The following is a 16,857-nucleotide window of genomic DNA, read 5'->3' as shown; positions in this document are numbered from 1 at the left end:
TTTTCACTCCTCGAACATTCGTTCGCCGAACATCTGTATGTTAGACTAGTACGACAGCAAGGGTTTGTCTAGAACGTTCGTTCGATTCCGTGTGGTTCGGTTACGCTCCGAACCCCGCCGTCGTAGAACTATTCAAACCCGCCCTTACGACAAAAAATTCGGCACGAACGCTCGGGAGTGCATATGGATCATCCTCAGCTCACGGCTCGCCAGGCAGAGATACTGGACGTTGTGATTGACGGAATCGTCACCCACCGTGTCCCGCCAACGGTGCGGGAAATTGGTGAAGAAGTGGGTATGTCCTCCCCTTCTTCAGTGAAATACCAACTCGATGCACTTGAGGAAAAGGGCTATATCTCCCGCAATCCGCGCCGGCCGCGCATGATTGAGCTCACAGATGCCGGGCTCGCCCACGCACGCCGCTCCCGCGGTGATTCCGAGTGGGGAAGCGGGCTACTTCCGGTGGGCGAACCGGACCGAACCAGCTTAGAATCTGACCTCCCGGTAGATATTAGTGAAGCAATTAATGTGCCAGTTGTCGGGAAGATCGCGGCTGGCGCTCCGATTCTGGCTGAAGAGCTCATCGAAGATGTCTTCCCGTTACCGCGCCAATTGACGGGAACTGGTGAGCTTTTCACCCTGAAAGTCCAGGGTGAATCGATGATTGATGCCGCGATTTGCGATGGGGATTGGGTGGTGGTGCGCCGCCAACCCACCGCTGAAAACGGGGAAATCGTTGCCGCCATGATCGATGGCGAGGCCACGGTAAAAGTTCTCCAACGCCGCGATGGCCACGTTACGCTACTTCCTTGTAACCCCGCCTACTCCCCCATTCCCGCTGATGATAGCGAAGTACTCGGGCGCGTTGTTATGGTACTGCGCACCCTCTAGCCAACCCCGGTTTCGGGGAGCCACCGGAGCACCACGATTGGCAAACCCCGTACCGAGCGAGGGCGCGTCGTCGTACCATAAGCCCGCTGCCCACTGCCCTAGCTGGGTTACCATCCAGCTAGGAACGCTACTTGACTTGAGCCGCGAGCCGCCCCAGGGCCGCACGCACCACGGCACCGTCGTCCGTTCCCCACATATGTGGAAGGGAGGCACGCAAGAACCCACCATAACGCGCGGTAACAAGCCGCGGATCTAGAATCGCCACCACACCCCGGTCACCCTCACTGCGGATGAGGCGCCCGGCCCCCTGCGCGAGCAATAGAGCAGCATGCGCCGCGGACACTTCCATGAAGCCGTTATATCCGCGCTCGTGAGCCCGGCGTGAACGCGCTTGCACCAGCGCATCATTGGGGCGCGGGAACGGAATCCGGTCAATGGTCACCAAGCGGCACGTCAAACCGGGAACATCCACACCCTGCCACAGCGAAAGCGTCCCAAAAAGCGAAGCGTGGGGCTCCGCGGCGAAATCTTTGACGAGGGTGGGCAGCTGGTCTTCGCCCTGCGCCAAAATCGGTACATCGAGGTGATCGCGAGCGAAAGCCGCGGCCTCGTTTGCGGCCTTCCGGGAAGTGAAAAGGCACAGCGCCCCGCCCTCCGAAGCCTCGATCAATTCGACGAGTTCACGCAGAGTTTCCTCCCCGTACCCCTCCTTCCCCGGGACGGGCAGGTGGCGCGCAATATAGAGAATGCCCTGCTGATGGTAGGTGAATGGCGATCCGACGTCGATTCCCCGCCACGGTCCCTGGCTCGGATAAGAAAAACCGATCTGACGCGCGGCCAGGTCAAAACGCCCACCGATGGCCAGCGTTGCAGAAGTAAGGATCGCGGGGCGGGCCTCGAAAAGCGTATCCGCCAACGGCGCGGACACATCGAGAGGCGCCGCGCACAGACTCGAACGCCCCTCCAGATCGCGGGAAAGCCACACGACCAAAGCGCCGGCTGCCACCTCCTCACTCACCATGGCGCTTACCATATCGACGCAGGTAGAGAGCCGATGACGTACCACGGCTTTCGTCGCGGCATCTGATTCGGTACTGCCGGGCAAAGCTGCGACGTCGTTCTCCACCAGCTGCAATTCACGCAACAACAGCATGAGAGCGTCCTGCAGGGGTGCGGGAAGGCACGTGAGGCGCCCTTCCTCCAGTTCATCCATAATGGCGACGACGCCGTCACGGGCCCGTTCGATCCCCTCGGCCAAGATTTTTTCGCGGCGCAGCAAGCGCGCCAATCCCGAGATTTCGCCATGCGAGAGCGCAAACGTGAGTTGGCTCGTGACACGGTCGGCAAGATCATGAGCCTCGTCCACAACGAAAGCATCCACGTCGGGGAGTACCGGGGTGCCGGAACTATGCACGCCCAGCATGGCGTGGTTCGTGATAACAATATCCGCCTCGGCGGCTTCGGTGCGCGCCCGCACCGGAAAACACACGTCACGCAGCGGGCACTTCACCCCCACACATTCGGGTTTACTCAAGGACACCTGGCGCCAGGCCCGCTCGGATACCCCGGGGACAAGGTCGTCACGGTCCCCGGTTTCAGTTTCCGCGGCCCATTCACGCAAGCGCTTGACTTCTTCACCGGTTGCGCTCGCGCCATATTCACCTTCGGCGCGGCTGACAAGCGCATCATCTTCGGGATAACCGCCGTGGACCTTGCGCAAACACACGTAGTTATTCCAGCCTTTGAGCAGGGCAATATGCGGTTCATGACCGGTTACCGCGCTGACGGCCCGCGCCACACGCGGCGCGTCCTGCCCCACGATTTGGCGCTGCAAAGCAAGGGTGGCGGTGGACACGGCCGCACGCTGACCGGTCCGCACCGACCATTCCATGAGCGGGACCAGGTAGCCGATGGATTTCCCAGTTCCCGTCCCGGCTTGAATCAGCACGTGGGAGGAGTCCTCCAGAGCGGTGGCGGTCTCCTCGACCATACGATTCTGTCCCTCGCGGACCGCTCCCCCGAGATCCGCGACCACCAGCTCGAGGATCTCGGTCAGTTCTTTCCTCATGCCCGCATCCTGCTGGACACCTCTGTTTGGATACCCCAGCGGGCGTCGATCTGCCCAGCAATATTGGCGCGTACCCGGGCGTGAATACGAGTGCCGGTTGGCAGATACTCGAGCTCGTCCAAAAGTTCGCCCTCTTCCAGAATCCGCGAGAGGAGATCGCCACGCTCGAAAGGAACAATGGCATCAATTTCAATATTGGGGTGGGGCAGTTCTTCTTCGATGCGCGCAAGCAACTCATCGATACCCACCCCGCTATGGGAAGAAACCGCAATAGCGGACGGGTAGCGTGAACGCAGTGCGGTCAGATCTACCGGATCAGCAATATCGGCTTTGGAGAGCACAATAATCTCCGGGATATCACGGGCACCGGGCACATCCACGAGCACGTCATGTACGGCGGTGACCTGGGCGACCGGGTCTGCGTTGGAAGCATCGACCACGTGAAGGAGGACATCCGCCCCGTCCACTTCCTCGAGGGTGGAGCGGAAAGCTTCGACCAGCTGGGTAGGAAGATTACGCACGAATCCCACCGTGTCTGAAAGCGTGAATTCGCGCCCTTCCGGGGTAATAGCTTTACGTACAGTCGGGTCGAGAGTGGCGAAGAGGGCATTTTCTACCAGAACATTCGCCCCGGTAAGCCGGTTGAGCAGCGAGGATTTCCCGGCGTTCGTGTAACCAACCACCACCACGGAGGGGATACCGGTACGGCGCCGTTCAGCACGCCGAGTGGAGCGGGCCGGTGCCATCTTTTTGATATCGCGCCGGAGTTTTGCCATGCGTTGGCGGATGCGGCGTCGATCTAATTCCAGCTGAGTTTCACCCGGGCCGCGCGATCCGATTCCTGCACCGCCGGCCACCTGCCCACCGGCCTGACGTGACATCGATTCACCCCAACCGCGCAACCGCGGGAGGAGATATTCCAGCTGTGCGAGCTCTACCTGAGCTTTGCCCTCCTTCGATTGGGCATGCCGCGCAAAAATGTCGAGGATGAGGGCGGTACGGTCAATAACCTTGACGTTGACGAGATCTTCGAGGGCACGCCGTTGAGAAGGCGCCAGCTCGGTATCAACAATGACGGTATCAGCTTCTTGAGCCTCCACCATCGCGGCTAGTTCTCGGGCTTTTCCCGCCCCGAGGTAGGTGGCGCGGTCAGGAAGCGCGCGGCGTTGGATAACCCCGGCGAGTACCGTGGAGCCGGCAGTATCAGCTAGTGCTGCGAGTTCACGGAGGGATTCTTCGGCCCGGGGACGGTCATCAGCGAAAACTCCCACAAGGATGACTCGTTCCAGGCGAACCTGACGGTATTCAACATCGATACCTTGTTCGCGTTCGATACCGCGGGCTAGGCCTTCCACTTCCTGGAGGCCGATGTAGTCGCGGTGGATGTTATCCGTACTCGCTTGCCATACGGTATCGGCTTGGAGCACCGTGCCGCGGCGGGTAGAGATATCAACATCACCGACGTGGTGCTCATGTTCATGTACTTCGTTGCTAATGGCCACGTTCTCCTTCGTATGGACTCTTATTTTCTCACGTTGCGTCGAAGTTTCCTACCGGTAACTTGGCGCATATGCGTGTTCTACGGCGCTTCCTGCGAGTTTCTTCCTCTCCGTGGCTCGTTTAAGCTGGTGTTATGACTTCGCACTACTTTTCAGAGCATCCGGATACCGCGAGCAATACCCGCACCATGGAGGTAACGATCCGCGGGCGGGACTATTCCGTTACGGTCGACGACGGCGTCTTTTCCGGCAACGGCCTCGATAAAGGAACCGCGGTCCTCTTACGAAAAGTGCCCGAACCGGAGTTGGAGCCAGGTGAAATCGCAGTGGACCTCGGATGCGGCTGGGGGCCGATCGCCTTGGCTTTGGCCGCTGAAACTCCTCACGTTATCGGGGTGGATGTGAATGAGCGGGCTCGTGAATTGACGCGTATCAACCTTGAAACCAATGGCTTGCGTGGCGAGGTGCTTACCCCCGGCGAGGCCCTGGAGCGTTTAGGAGAGAAATCAATTCGGTTGCTCTGGTCTAATCCTCCTATCCGGATCGGGAAAACTGCCTTGCATAACTTGCTTGCTACCTGGCTGGGCCGCCTGGCCTCAGATGGCGAAGCCTACCTGGTTGTACAGAAAAATTTGGGTGCGGATTCTCTTGCTACCTGGATAGCGGGCGAGGGCTACCTGTGCGAGAAGATTGGATCTTCCAAGGGATTCCGGGTCCTGCATGTACGCCGGTAGCTATGCGCATTGGCCACTAGGTGCGAAGAAGATACCCCGCTAGTGACACGGGCACTCCTCGCACTCCTCAGTCAAATCCACGAGGATTCGGGAGGCAAGCTGGACCGGGGTATCCGCATCAGCTTCCAGCCACGTTATACGCGGATCGGCCCGGAACCACGAGCGTTGCCGACGCGCAAGTTTCCGGGTAGCGATACGGATTTCTTCCGTTCCTTCAGAGAGGCTGAGGCTGCCGTCCAGGATCGCCATGGCCTGAGGGTATCCGGTGGCCCGCGATGCGGTAGGGGCTTCTCGCAAGCCGCGGCGCAACAAGTCCGCGGTTTCTTCGAGGAGTCCTTCCCTCATCATCTCATCCACACGTGCGTTGATCGCGGCATGAAGGTCAGTTATTTCGCGGTGGATCGCGAAGATATGTACATCCTCATAGTGCGAGGTGTGGCGCGGGAAACGCGGGGTGTAGGGCTTACCCGTGAGCCGAATAACTTCCAGAGCTCGAATGACCCGGCGTTCATTACGAGTATCGATGGTGGCATACGCCTCCGGATCGCGTTCCTCCAACTCCCGCAAGAGCCGAGGGTAATCGCTGCGGGCTTCTTCCGTAATCACAGCACGCAGCCCGGGATCGGTCCCGGGGAACTGCAATTCATCAAGAAGCGCAGACACATAGAGCCCCGAGCCTCCCACCACCAAGGGGATTTTCCCCACCGCGGTGATAGCAGCTAGATCCTGCCGAGCATGCTTTTGATACGCAGCAACCGAAGCTTCTTCCGCGATATCCAGCTCATCAATTTGATGGTGGTGAATTCCATGCCGCTGCGCGAGCGGAAGTTTAGCGGTACCGATATCTAAACCGCGGTACAGCTGCATAGCATCGGCGGAGATGATCTCCACCCTGGATGGCCCACCCAAAAATTCTGCAAGTTCCAGCGATACAGATGTTTTTCCGCTTGCGGTGGGCCCCACGACTGCAATAATCACTCTGCCACCGTACCTTCGGACGCGTAACTGTACCCGCCATCACCCATTTCTTCCGCGGTGCGTTCATCTAGGAGAAGCGCCCGGGCTTGACGCAGCGCCTGTGCGCATTGCTCGGCTGTGAAGCCGCGCCGGGCGAGCATGGCGTACGTGCGCTGAGCTAGCGTTTCCGGTTTCCCGGAAGCGCTGCGCAGCTTCTTCACGGCTAGCTCCACCGCGGAATCAAGTTCAGCATCGGGACTAATTTCCGCGAGCGTTTCTTCGATGAGATCCGCGGCTACGCCTTTGCGGCGCAACTCAGCTGCGATAGCACGCCGGGAAGCATTTTTATCACGCCGACGAACCGCAGCGAGGACACGCGCAAACTTGGCATCGTCAATGTAGCCAGCAACTTCAAATTCGTGGAGTACCCGTTCAGCCACTACCTCCGGCACCTGACGGGTGTGGAGCGCCTGACTGAGCTGATAACGGGAACGGTCCATCATACCTAGCTGGCGATAGACAATATCCCGAGCCCGGCGTAGTTGTTCTTCTTCACTCAAGGATTCAAGGTCACGCACACCTCGGTTCCCTCGCCCATTCCGGGTGCCCCGCTGTGATCGGCTGCGGCCCGGTGATCGCCCAGAGTGCTTGTTGGTATCCGAGTAGTTTGTCACCGTGACCACCTACTTAGAAGTCAACAGTCTCGGTAGCATTCCCACTGCTTTTCGCGGATGAGCTCTGCTTGGTACCCGTGGAACTGGTAGCAGCACCACCGCTACCCGCCTTAGTTTCGGTTTCTCCGGTTTCGGTTCCTTCCGTATCTTCACACAGTCCGGCCTTGCGGAGAATTTTATCCTCAATTTCATCACGCAAATCCGGATTATCCATAAGGAATTGGCGGGCCTTTTCTTTGCCTTGGCCTAATTGATCACTCTCATACGTGAACCAGGCGCCGGCTTTGCGAATAATATTCAACTCCACACCGACATCGAGAAGGCTTCCCTCCCGGGAAATTCCCTCACCGTAGATGAGGTCAAATTCTGCCTGCTTGAAAGGCGGAGCCATCTTGTTCTTGACGATCTTGACGCGGCAACGATTCCCCACCGGCTCGCTACCGTTTTTAAGAGTTTCAATGCGCCGCACGTCCATGCGAACGGAAGCATAGAATTTGAGCGCCTTCCCTCCGGTGGTCGTTTCCGGGTTACCGAACATCACGCCAATTTTTTCACGCAGCTGGTTAATGAAGATAGCGGTGGTTCCCGAAGCCGAGAGTGCACCGGTCATTTTCCGCAGCGCTTGGCTCATGAGGCGTGCCTGTAAGCCAACGTGGGAATCACCCATATCGCCTTCGATTTCCGCCTTGGGAACAAGGGCCGCCACGGAATCGATGACGATAATATCGATCGCGCCAGAGCGGATGAGCATATCGGCAATTTCCAAGCCCTGTTCTCCGGTATCCGGCTGGGAGACAATCAGCGAATCAGTATCAACGCCCAAAGCCCGCGCATAGATCGGATCAAGTGCGTGTTCTGCGTCGATAAACGCAGCGATGCCACCATTGCGCTGCGCGCTGGCAACAGCATGGAGAGCAACCGTGGTTTTACCCGAAGATTCCGGGCCGTAAATTTCTACCACGCGCCCGCGCGGCAATCCGCCAATACCGAGGGCGATATCCAGGGCGATAGATCCGGTAGGAATGACTTCCACCCGAGGACGGACATGGTCCCCCAGCCGCATAACGGAGCCCTTACCGAATTGCTTATCAATTTGCGCCAGGGCGGTATCAATTGCCTGTTTGCGATCATCCGCCATGGGGCGCCCGACCGTTTTGGTGCGGGCACTAGCTTTAGCTGCGGCCATATCCCATCCTTACTCACGTTTCCTACAGATCAGGCCTAGGCGAGACACTCCCTCTCCGAGAGGCTCGAGAGCACTGTATATCCGGCCTACGACATACTTAGACGCTGCGAAACTCTTGTGGATAACGCTGACGCCTGAGGATCTGTGGATCATTCTAGTACGAACGGTTGTTCGGTACCGCATTGAACAGGTGTGTCACCCACTGCATTCACACCTAAATCGCGAATACTGCACGCAACTGCCTACCGCGAGAACGACGTGCGAGCACTACTTCACGAGTACTACTCCCGGTCACTATTCACGGGCCGCGAAATCTTCCGGGCTAAGCCTATGGAGGTAGTGATAGTAATCCGGGAATCCCATCGTGTCGCACACGGCATCCCAGATACGTTGCGGATCTTCCCCAGCTTCAAGGGCTTGGGCCGGGCTACGATCTCCCAGGGCGGAAAGAACGAGATCTTGGGCTGCACTTCTCCCGCGCCCATGCGGGAAAGCACGATCAATATTGAGCCAGAATTCTGATTCACGCACCGGTGGATTATATTCCTTCATGTGTTGTGGGGTCGAGGGTAAGACGCGCCTGGCGAGAAGCGCTCCGACATAGCATAACGGCGCGTATCAAGGAGAGCTGAAGCCACGGAGCTAGCTCTGAGCGCCCCCGCTTCGCGAGCGGTGCGCACCTTGACCGCGCCGTTTGCGACGTGGTGCACAGGGATTACTTTGTAGTGGAGAGTTCCCCACGCATGAGTTCCGCCGGGCTTTCCGGCACGCGCAGATGGGCCGGGATGCGACCTTCAACCAGGTCAATCCGATCGGCAACCAAGCGCAGCACGTGACTCATGGGTACATTAAGCGCCCGGCAAATCGAAGCGAGGAGTTCCGAAGAAGCTTCCTTCTGGCCACGTTCAACTTCGGAGAGATATCCGAGAGATACACGTGCATCGGAGGAAACTTCCCGCAGGGTACGCCCTTGCCGTTGCCGGTAAGCCCGTAAAACCTCGCCAATCTCTTCGCGAAGGAGAGCGGGTTGGCGCTGTTCAGGACGCACTACGAAATCATTCTTCCGGGTTACGCCGGTACGGGTATCAATTGTCATCACTAACCTCAACGCCTACTTCCTGTTTTTATTCCCCACAGAGCGAAACATCTTCATCGCCTCCGGTGCCAGGCTCGTGGCACGAGGCCATCAAAAGGTTCCACAAATATTAAGCCAGGCGAATCTGAAGATTTACTGGGAGCGAACAGGAGTTAGTCAGGACACAGCCGACTCGGCGCCCTGATCGGTTACGCCGTCGTGCAAAAACGCGTCAAGAAGTTCGACGGCGCCGCGCACCGCCCCGCTCCGTACGTCGCTACGCCCCCCGGCAATATGAAGTTCGCGCGCCATATGCGCCCCGTTCCGCGTGCTCACCGCAATCCATACCGTTCCCGCCGGGTGTCCATCATGCGGGCCGGGCCCGGCTACCCCGGTGGTGGCCATGCCGATATCAGCTCCGGCGACGTCGCATACGCCCTGCGCCATCTGGAGCGCCACGTCCCGATCCACCGGCCCGTGGCTACGTAGACGTTCACGGGATACGCCCAGGATGCTGGCTTTGAGGTCGGTGGCATAGCTGACCACTCCCCCGCGCAGCACCGCGGAAACCCCGGGAATGGTGACGAATTGTGCGGTGAGCAGCCCGCCGGTGAGGGATTCCGCGCAGGCGAGGCTGAGGCCGCGTTCCCGCAAGCGCCTCACGCAAGTTTGCGTAAGCGCGGCGAGCTCCGCCGTGCCGATGGGCTGCGCCGTCGTCATGAGTGCGCCTCGTGGCCGCCACCGCGGGCAATACGCACCGCGTCACCGACATATCCGATCGCGGACCACACCGAAAGTACGAGGGCAACCCCGAGGGTTATCCACCCGAGCCACTGGAAAATATCTCCGCCCGGGTGACCAAGCCACGCGATCCACGGCAGCATGAGGATACCGGCACCGATGGACTGGGCAAACATCTTGAGTTTGCCGATCCATCCAGCTGCCATGACCTGTTTCGTCACCACGAGCATCCGCACCAGAGTAATGAAAATTTCGCGGGAGATCATGAGGATGGTGACCCACCACCACAACCGGTCATGAAGAGACAGCATAATGAGCGCCGCTGCTATGAGGCCTTTATCAGCGATGGAATCGGCAAGTTTCCCGAAGTTGGTGATGAGGCCCCGCGAACGCGCCAGCTGCCCGTCAAGGCGGTCAGTGAACGCGGCGACGGCGAAAACTACCCACGCCCAGAAACTGCGAGTAGCAGTGGGCTCCCAGAACACCCAGATAAAAACGGGGATGAGGATAATCCGCGTGACCGTCAAAGCATTCGCAATATTGAGGAGGGGCGGCTCGCTCGCCTCCGGAGCGTTCGTGTGAGACATGGCCCTACTTTACCGCCCCGTGAGCTGCCAGGCGTCCTCCCCGGATTCGCCAGCGGGGTCATCGTCGTCATACCAGGTGGGTGCGGTGCTCTCCGGGTCGTGTGCCAGTGGATCTTCGGCGTAGCGGTTTGCGTACCCGGCGCCGTTCGCGCCGTTCCCGGCGTTCCCGCCTTCCGCACCGTGCCCCGTTTCCGCGCCATTAGCTCCGTCAGGTGCCCCCGTTCTCGCTACGCCGGCGCCGGACCCGCCATCACCTGTTTCGTCCTCGTAAATCGAGTCGCGTTCTCCGCGCAGCATAGCGAGGGCATCCTCCACCAGTTCCGGGGCCACCAGCACGTCGCGGGCCTTGGAGCCTTCGGAGGGCCCCACAATCTCGTATTGTTCAAGCAGGTCCATCATCCGCCCCGCCTTGGCGAAGCCAATGCGCAATTTGCGTTGCAGCATGGAGGTGGATCCGAATTGGGTGGTGATAACAATTTCCGCGGCCTGGAGCAGAATATCGAGGTCTTCACCGATTTCTTCGCGCTGTTTCTTCTCGCGCCCGGCGGCCTCTACCGTTTCTTGGAAGTCTTCGCGGTACTGGGGGCGCAGCTGCGTTTTCACATGCTCGACAACACGCTCAATTTCCGCCTCGTCCACCCAGGCACCTTGAAGGCGAATCGGCTGGGCACCGCCCGGCATAAAGAGAGCATCACCTTGCCCGATAAGCTTCTCCGCCCCACCTTGATCGAGGATGGTACGCGAATCAGCTAGCGACGAGGTCATAAAGGCTAGGCGGGAAGGAATATTCGCTTTAATGAGACCGGTGACCACGTCCACGGAGGGACGCTGGGTGGCGAGCACCAGGTGAATGCCGGCGGCGCGCGCCAGCTGGGTGATGCGTTGGATGGAGGATTCCACGTCGCGCGGGGCCACCATCATCATGTCAGCCAATTCGTCCACCACGACTAGCAGGTAGGGGTAGGGCTGGAGGGTACGGTGCGGATCATGCGCCTTAACGGTGCCCGCCCGTATCGCCTCGTTGAAATCGGTGATGTTCTTGAAGCGGTAGGACTGCATATCGTCGTAGCGCGCGTCCATCTCCTTGACCACCCATTCCAGCGCCTCGGCGGCCTTCTTCGGGTTGGTGATAATCGGGGTGATGAGATGGGGAATGCCCGCGTAAATCGTCAGCTCCACACGTTTGGGATCCACGAGGATCATCCGCACTTCGTCCGGGGTGCAACGCATGAGCACCGAGGTAATCATCGAGTTGATGAACGATGACTTACCGGCACCGGTGGCGCCCGCCACCAGCAGGTGCGGCATTTTCGCCAGGTTGGTCACCACGAACTGCCCACGCACGTTCTTTCCCACCGCCACGGTGAGGGGATGGTGGTCACGGCGCGCCACGTCGGAAGCCAAGACGTCGCCTAGCTGCACCACTTCACGGTCCGCATTGGGAATTTCGATGCCGATCGCGGATTTACCGGGAATGGGGGAAAGAATACGCACATCGGCGCTCGCCACCGCGTAAGCAATGTTTTTCGAGAGCTGGGTGATGCGCTCTACCTTGACACCCGGCCCCAATTCAACTTCGTACTGGGTGACCGTCGGGCCGCGCGAAAAGCCTACTACCTGCGCATCCACCCCGAAATCAGTGAAGACCTGGGTAAGCGCAGCCACAACACGATCATTGGCTTCGGTACGTTCGGGATGCACCGCTCCGCGTTTGAGCAGATCCGGGGAGGGAAGCTCATACAAAATACTCGGATCGAGGGCCAGTTGCTGAGTGCGGGTGAACGGTGCACCGGTATCGGGTGCGGGAAGATCAGGCACCGTAGCCTCCGCATCATGGGTCTCAGCCACGCCGCCGCTTTTCTTGGTGCGCACCGTTTTTTTCGGCGACGGCGCGGCCCGGCCCGCAGCCCCGCTGCCCGCCGTAGCCTGCGGCAACACCGTGGTGGCGCCCTGGGGCTGCGCGCCGTTCACACCGTCTGTCCAGTCGGCCCCCGCAGCCCCGTCCGCACCATTTCCGTCGTTGCTGCCTGCGGGATCGGTAGCTGCGCCGTCGTTCTCAGAAGGAGTGCCGGAAAGTGCCGCGTCCAAGTAGCTACGCGCAGATTTCCTACCGCGCCGGGACGTGCGCCCGGCGCTCGGGAGCCGGGTGGTGTTCTCCGCCGCGTCAATGTCGTGGGGCGAATCGTAAGGCACCGAGGCAGAATGCCCGCGGTTGGCGATCTCATCCCCCGCATCAAGCTGGCGCTGTTCGCGCCGGTCCCGAATGGTGGCGGCAATATCCGCCATGGAGACGTCGGCGATATAGAACCCGGCCCACAGGATAATAATGACGAGGATAGGAACGGCTCCCCACGGGGAGAAAAGCATCTCGAGGACGCCCCCGCTGAGCCACCCGATCAGGCCGCCGGCGTTTTCTACGTCCGCGAAGTAGTCGGCTGGGCTACGCGGCTGTTTTACCACATGAATAATGCCGGCCAGGCACACCACGATAATCAACACGCCCAGCAGTACCCGCCGGTGTTCATTCCCGCGCGCCGGAACCACCAGCCTGATAGCGAGGGCCAAGAAGACGGCGGGAAGAAGAACGGAGAGCAGCCCGAAGATACCGGCGGTGGCGTGGTGAATAACCCCGCCAAGCACTCCGGAAATATTGAACCATTCGCGCAGTGCCACAATTACCGCGAGACCGAGGAACGTCGCCACGAGGGCGTTGCGCACGTTACCCGTCAGCTGCCGCCCCTCCGCCCGCTCCGTGGCCGCCCCGTTTGCGGGCGTGGCGGAGCGTCGGGACGGGCGGCGCGCGGGCGCCGTCGTCTCTTTCTCGGTTTTTTTGACACGTCGCTGAAACTTCACATCAAAAGCCTAGCCTTTGTGCAAAAAGTTACCCCTCCCGGCGCGCCGCGTGCGAGGGGGACTACACCTCTACGACGGTCGGAATAATCATGGGCGAACGGCGCAGTTTGCGGGAAACCCAGCGCCCCACCACACGCCGCATGGCCTGCTGCATCCCGTAGCTGTCCGAACCCTTCGCCACGGCTTCTTCCAGGGCCCGCGTGACTTCCGGAGTAATGCTGTCAAAAACAGTCCCATCTTCAGCCATAGCGCGCGCCTGGAGGTGCGGGCCGGTAACGATACGGCGCGCATTGGTATCCACCACCGCGAAAATAGCAATAAAGCCTTCGTTGGAAAGAATCTGACGGTCCTTGAGTTCAGACTCGGTAATATCCCCGACCGAGGAGCCGTCCACGTAAATATTCTGGAAAGGCACCGAGCCGACGAGGCGAACTTCGCCGTCGATCATATCGATAACCGAACCGTTTTCCGCCAGAATCACGTTATCGGCAGGCACCCCGGTTTTCACCGCGACACCAGCGTTCGCGACCTGGTGGCGCACCTCCCCGTGAATGGGCATGGCGTAGGCCGGCTGCAATATGTTGTAGCAGTAGAGCAATTCGCCCTGGGCAGCGTGCCCGGATACGTGCACTCGCGCATTGCCCTGGTGGATCACATTCGCGCCGAGCTTGATGAGCCCGTTAATCACCCGGAACACCGAATTTTCGTTTCCGGGAATGAGTGAGGAGGCCAGCAGCACCGTATCCCCCGGATTAATTGCTACCTTGGGGTGGGAGCGATTCGCGATGCGGGAAAGCACCGCCATGGGTTCACCCTGGGAGCCAGTGGACATATAAATGCGACGGTTTTCGGGCAGGTCCTTCATATTCTTGAGGTCGACGACGGTGCCTTCTGGCACGTCCAAATACCCCAGGTCCTCCGCAATCTTCATATTGCGCACCATAGAGCGACCCACGAATGCGACCTTACGACCGTTATGAGCCGCGGCGTTGAGGACCTGCTGGACCCGGTGCACGTGCGACGCAAAAGAGGCGACAACGATCTGCCCGGTAGCACCGCCGATCACCGAATCGATCACCGGCTGAATTTCCGATTCGGAATGCACAAAACCGGGAATTTCGGCGTTGGTGGAATCGCACATGAAGAGGTCTACGCCTTCATCCCCGGCCGCCGCGAAAGCACGCAGGTCGGTGAGGCGCCCGTCCAGCGGAAGCTGATCCATCTTGAAATCACCGGTGATGAGAATATTGCCCTCCGGGGTGCGGATGAAGAGGGCCAGTGCATCCGGAATGGAATGGTTGACGGCGATGAACTCAAATTCCATGCCCGCGATGGTCATGGAATCCCCTTCGGCCACCACGGTGACATTCGGGGTTATGTGGTGCTCCTGGAGTTTCGCCTCCACGAAAGCAATGGTCAATTGGGAGCCGATCACCGGAATATCCGGGCGCATTTTCAGCAGATACGGCACCGCCCCGATATGATCCTCATGCCCGTGGGTGAGCACGATGGCGGCAATATCCTCGAGGCGATCTTCCAGGTAGTCAAGATTCGGGAGAATAAGATCAACACCGGGTTGGGCTTCTTCGGGGAACAGCACTCCGCAATCGGCAACAACCAATTTGCCTTGGTATTCAAGAACGTTGCAATTGCGACCGACTTCACCGAGTCCGCCAAGGGGGACGATACGAACGGCGTTCCGCAGCGGTGGTACAGATTTCTTCACTTCATCACTCACCCCTGTATTCTCTCACGAAGCGCGGCGCTTCCATAGGTGCTTCGTGCCCGGGCGTAAAACTGGTGGCCGGCTAGTCCGCAACGGCGGGGCACGTTGCGGCACAGGAACCCTACCTCGTTGCGGCACCGTGCCGCACGGTGCCCACCACCGTTGCTGCCGTGCCCGCACCGCTTAGCTCGCGAGGAGGCCTTCAGCGCGCAGCGCTTCGGCCAATGCGGCGATTTGCGCCGTAGATGCCCCTACCAAGGGCAGACGCAGGGTTGCGGAGGGAATGACCCCGAGGAGTTTGAGTGCTTCTTTCGCCATAACGGCGCCCTGACCACTTCCCATAATTGCGGAAATAATATGGCGCTGCGCGGCGGCTTCCCGGCGGGCGGCCGGCAGATCTCCGGCGTCGACCTGTTCCACCAGCGCCCGCAAGCGTGCTGCAATAACATGCCCGGCCACCGAAATCACCCCGGAGGCCCCGTGCGCGAGCCAGGCGAAATTGAGGGCATCGTCGCCCGAGTAATATTCCAAGCCGGTACGTGCCATTTTGACGAAACCCGCCGCCACGTCCCCGGTCGCATCTTTGACGGCGCGGATGCGAGGGTGCTCAGCCAGGCGCAGCAGCGTATCCAGTTCGAGCCGTACCCCCGTACGCCCCGGGATATCGTAAACCATCACGGGCAGATCCGTGGCTTCTGTCACGTTCACAATATGTTGGTAGACGCCTTCTTGGGAGGGCCGGTTGTAATACGGGGCGACGACGAGCAGCCCCTGCGCCCCACTTTTCTCGGCGCCGCGGGCAATGCGCACTGCGTGAGCGGTGTCATTGGAACCGGCACCGGCGATCACCATGGCGCGGTTACCCACCGCCGCGCACACTTCCCGCACCAGGACGTCTTTTTCCGGCTGGTGCGTGGTGGGAGATTCTCCGGTGGTGCCAGATAGGAGCAGGGAATCACAGCCCTGATCCACGAGGGTGGTGGCCAGCGCCACCGCGGCATCGACATCCAAGGAACCGTCGGCGTGGAAAGGTGTCACCATAGCGACGCTAACGGATCCGAAACTACGTGAAGGCAAAGTGTGCTCGTCCATGGGCTCAGCCTATCGTTCCCAGCTCATGTACCGCTCTAATCCCACCTGCACGCCCGGATGCTGGTCAATGCCGCGGATGGCCAGAAGCACCCCGGGCATAAAAGACTCACGGGTGAACGAGTCTTGGCGCAAAGTGAGCTGTTCCCCCGGATTTCCCAACAGCACAGTTTCGTGGGCATTCAGGCCCCGGAGGCGGACCGCGTGCACCGGGATGCCGGCAATTTTCTCCCCGCGAGCGGGTGCAGGCCCGACGGTGGCATCGGGAGCCGGGGCGCATCCGGCCGCCGCCCGGGCCGCCGCGATTTTCTCCGCGGTGGCGCGCGCCGTTCCCGAGGGAGCATCCACTTTATCGGGATGGTGCATTTCCACCACTTCGACGGATTCGAAATACGGGGCGGCCATTTCCGCGAACATCATGGTGAGCACGGCACTCAAACCAAAATTCGGGGCAATAAGCACATGGCGCCCCGTCTCCTTGGCCACCGTCTCGATGCGCGCAATCTTTTCCGGGGTCCATCCCGTGGCCCCGACGACGGCGTGACAGCCATTGGTCAGCAAAGCCCGCACGGTATCTTCCGTTGCATCGGGAACGGTGAAATCCACTCCCACGGTGGCACCCGCCAGGGTCTGGGCGTTGATGGGATCGTCCTTGGTGATCCGGGCGGTCAAGTTCATATCGGGAGCATCGGTAACGGCGGTGCACACGGTGCTCCCCATCCGTCCCGCCGCACCGATCACAGCTACGTTGATAGTCATACCGTCCATGCTACGTGG

15 protein-coding genes are annotated in these 16,857 nt (G+C 60.0%); 2 read left to right on the top strand and 13 right to left on the bottom strand.

Features of this window, described 5'->3' with window-relative positions:
* Positions 1-183 precede the first annotated feature (183 nt).
* Positions 184-891 carry a transcriptional repressor LexA gene (lexA, locus tag ACTFPK_RS04305; protein ID WP_016442529.1) on the top strand — a complete coding sequence of 236 codons (708 nt, stop codon included), beginning with the start codon at positions 184-186 and terminating at the stop codon, positions 889-891.
* Between the two features lie 127 nt (positions 892-1,018).
* Here the strand turns inward: lexA and ACTFPK_RS04300 are convergent, their stop codons facing one another.
* Positions 1,019-2,959, bottom strand: a complete 1,941-nt coding sequence (locus ACTFPK_RS04300) for an ATP-dependent DNA helicase (RefSeq protein WP_439911168.1) — start codon at positions 2,957-2,959, stop codon at positions 1,019-1,021.
* Complete coding sequence (hflX, locus tag ACTFPK_RS04295) at positions 2,956-4,461, bottom strand: GTPase HflX (RefSeq protein WP_439911166.1); 1,506 nt, start codon at positions 4,459-4,461, stop codon at positions 2,956-2,958. Before hflX ends, ACTFPK_RS04300 begins: the two co-directional genes overlap by 4 nt.
* A 131-nt stretch (positions 4,462-4,592) precedes the next feature.
* Between hflX and ACTFPK_RS04290 the strand changes: the two genes are divergently transcribed.
* Positions 4,593-5,192: a class I SAM-dependent methyltransferase gene (locus tag ACTFPK_RS04290; protein WP_439911165.1), complete on the top strand. Its 600-nt coding sequence runs from the start codon at positions 4,593-4,595 to the stop codon at positions 5,190-5,192.
* Positions 5,193-5,231: 39 nt separating this feature from the next.
* Here the strand turns inward: ACTFPK_RS04290 and miaA are convergent, their stop codons facing one another.
* From miaA to dapB, 11 genes are all read right to left on the bottom strand, one after another.
* Entirely contained in the window at positions 5,232-6,170 is a 939-nt protein-coding gene (gene miaA / locus ACTFPK_RS04285) for a tRNA (adenosine(37)-N6)-dimethylallyltransferase MiaA (RefSeq protein WP_439911164.1), read from the bottom strand.
* Complete coding sequence (locus ACTFPK_RS04280) at positions 6,167-6,727, bottom strand: regulatory protein RecX (protein ID WP_320758124.1); 561 nt, start codon at positions 6,725-6,727, stop codon at positions 6,167-6,169. Before ACTFPK_RS04280 ends, miaA begins: the two co-directional genes overlap by 4 nt.
* A 109-nt stretch (positions 6,728-6,836) precedes the next feature.
* A complete protein-coding gene (gene recA / locus ACTFPK_RS04275) occupies positions 6,837-8,009 on the bottom strand; it encodes a recombinase RecA (RefSeq protein WP_439911163.1) in 1,173 nt (390 codons plus the stop codon).
* A 294-nt stretch (positions 8,010-8,303) separates the two neighbouring features.
* Positions 8,304-8,561 (bottom strand): DUF3046 domain-containing protein, encoded by a 258-nt coding sequence (locus ACTFPK_RS04270; protein WP_439911162.1) that lies wholly within the window; start codon positions 8,559-8,561, stop codon positions 8,304-8,306.
* A gap of 163 nt (positions 8,562-8,724) precedes the next feature.
* A complete protein-coding gene (locus tag ACTFPK_RS04265; protein ID WP_026428564.1) occupies positions 8,725-9,105 on the bottom strand; it encodes a helix-turn-helix domain-containing protein in 381 nt (126 codons plus the stop codon).
* Between the two features lie 156 nt (positions 9,106-9,261).
* On the bottom strand, positions 9,262-9,804 hold the full coding sequence (locus tag ACTFPK_RS04260; protein WP_439911161.1) for a CinA family protein: 543 nt from the start codon (positions 9,802-9,804) through the stop codon (positions 9,262-9,264).
* Entirely contained in the window at positions 9,801-10,412 is a 612-nt protein-coding gene (gene pgsA / locus ACTFPK_RS04255; RefSeq protein ID WP_320758128.1) for a CDP-diacylglycerol--glycerol-3-phosphate 3-phosphatidyltransferase, read from the bottom strand. The genes ACTFPK_RS04260 and pgsA overlap by 4 nt, the downstream gene beginning before the upstream one ends.
* Positions 10,413-10,421: 9 nt before the next feature.
* Entirely contained in the window at positions 10,422-13,265 is a 2,844-nt protein-coding gene (locus tag ACTFPK_RS04250; protein WP_439911160.1) for a DNA translocase FtsK 4TM domain-containing protein, read from the bottom strand.
* A gap of 61 nt (positions 13,266-13,326) precedes the next feature.
* On the bottom strand, positions 13,327-15,003 hold the full coding sequence (locus ACTFPK_RS04245) for a ribonuclease J (protein ID WP_439911158.1): 1,677 nt from the start codon (positions 15,001-15,003) through the stop codon (positions 13,327-13,329).
* Between the two features lie 171 nt (positions 15,004-15,174).
* On the bottom strand, positions 15,175-16,083 hold the full coding sequence (dapA, locus tag ACTFPK_RS04240; protein WP_439911157.1) for a 4-hydroxy-tetrahydrodipicolinate synthase: 909 nt from the start codon (positions 16,081-16,083) through the stop codon (positions 15,175-15,177).
* 9 nt (positions 16,084-16,092) lie between these two features.
* Positions 16,093-16,839, bottom strand: coding sequence for a 4-hydroxy-tetrahydrodipicolinate reductase (gene dapB / locus ACTFPK_RS04235; protein ID WP_274733163.1), 747 nt, complete (start codon positions 16,837-16,839; stop codon positions 16,093-16,095).
* Between the last annotated feature and the right edge of the window lie 18 nt (positions 16,840-16,857).

The sequence above is a fragment of the Actinotignum sp. UMB0459 genome, assembly GCF_051905915.1.
In the GTDB taxonomy this organism is placed as follows: domain Bacteria; phylum Actinomycetota; class Actinomycetes; order Actinomycetales; family Actinomycetaceae; genus Actinotignum; species Actinotignum sanguinis.
This window is presented reverse-complemented; position numbering and strand designations above follow the sequence as displayed.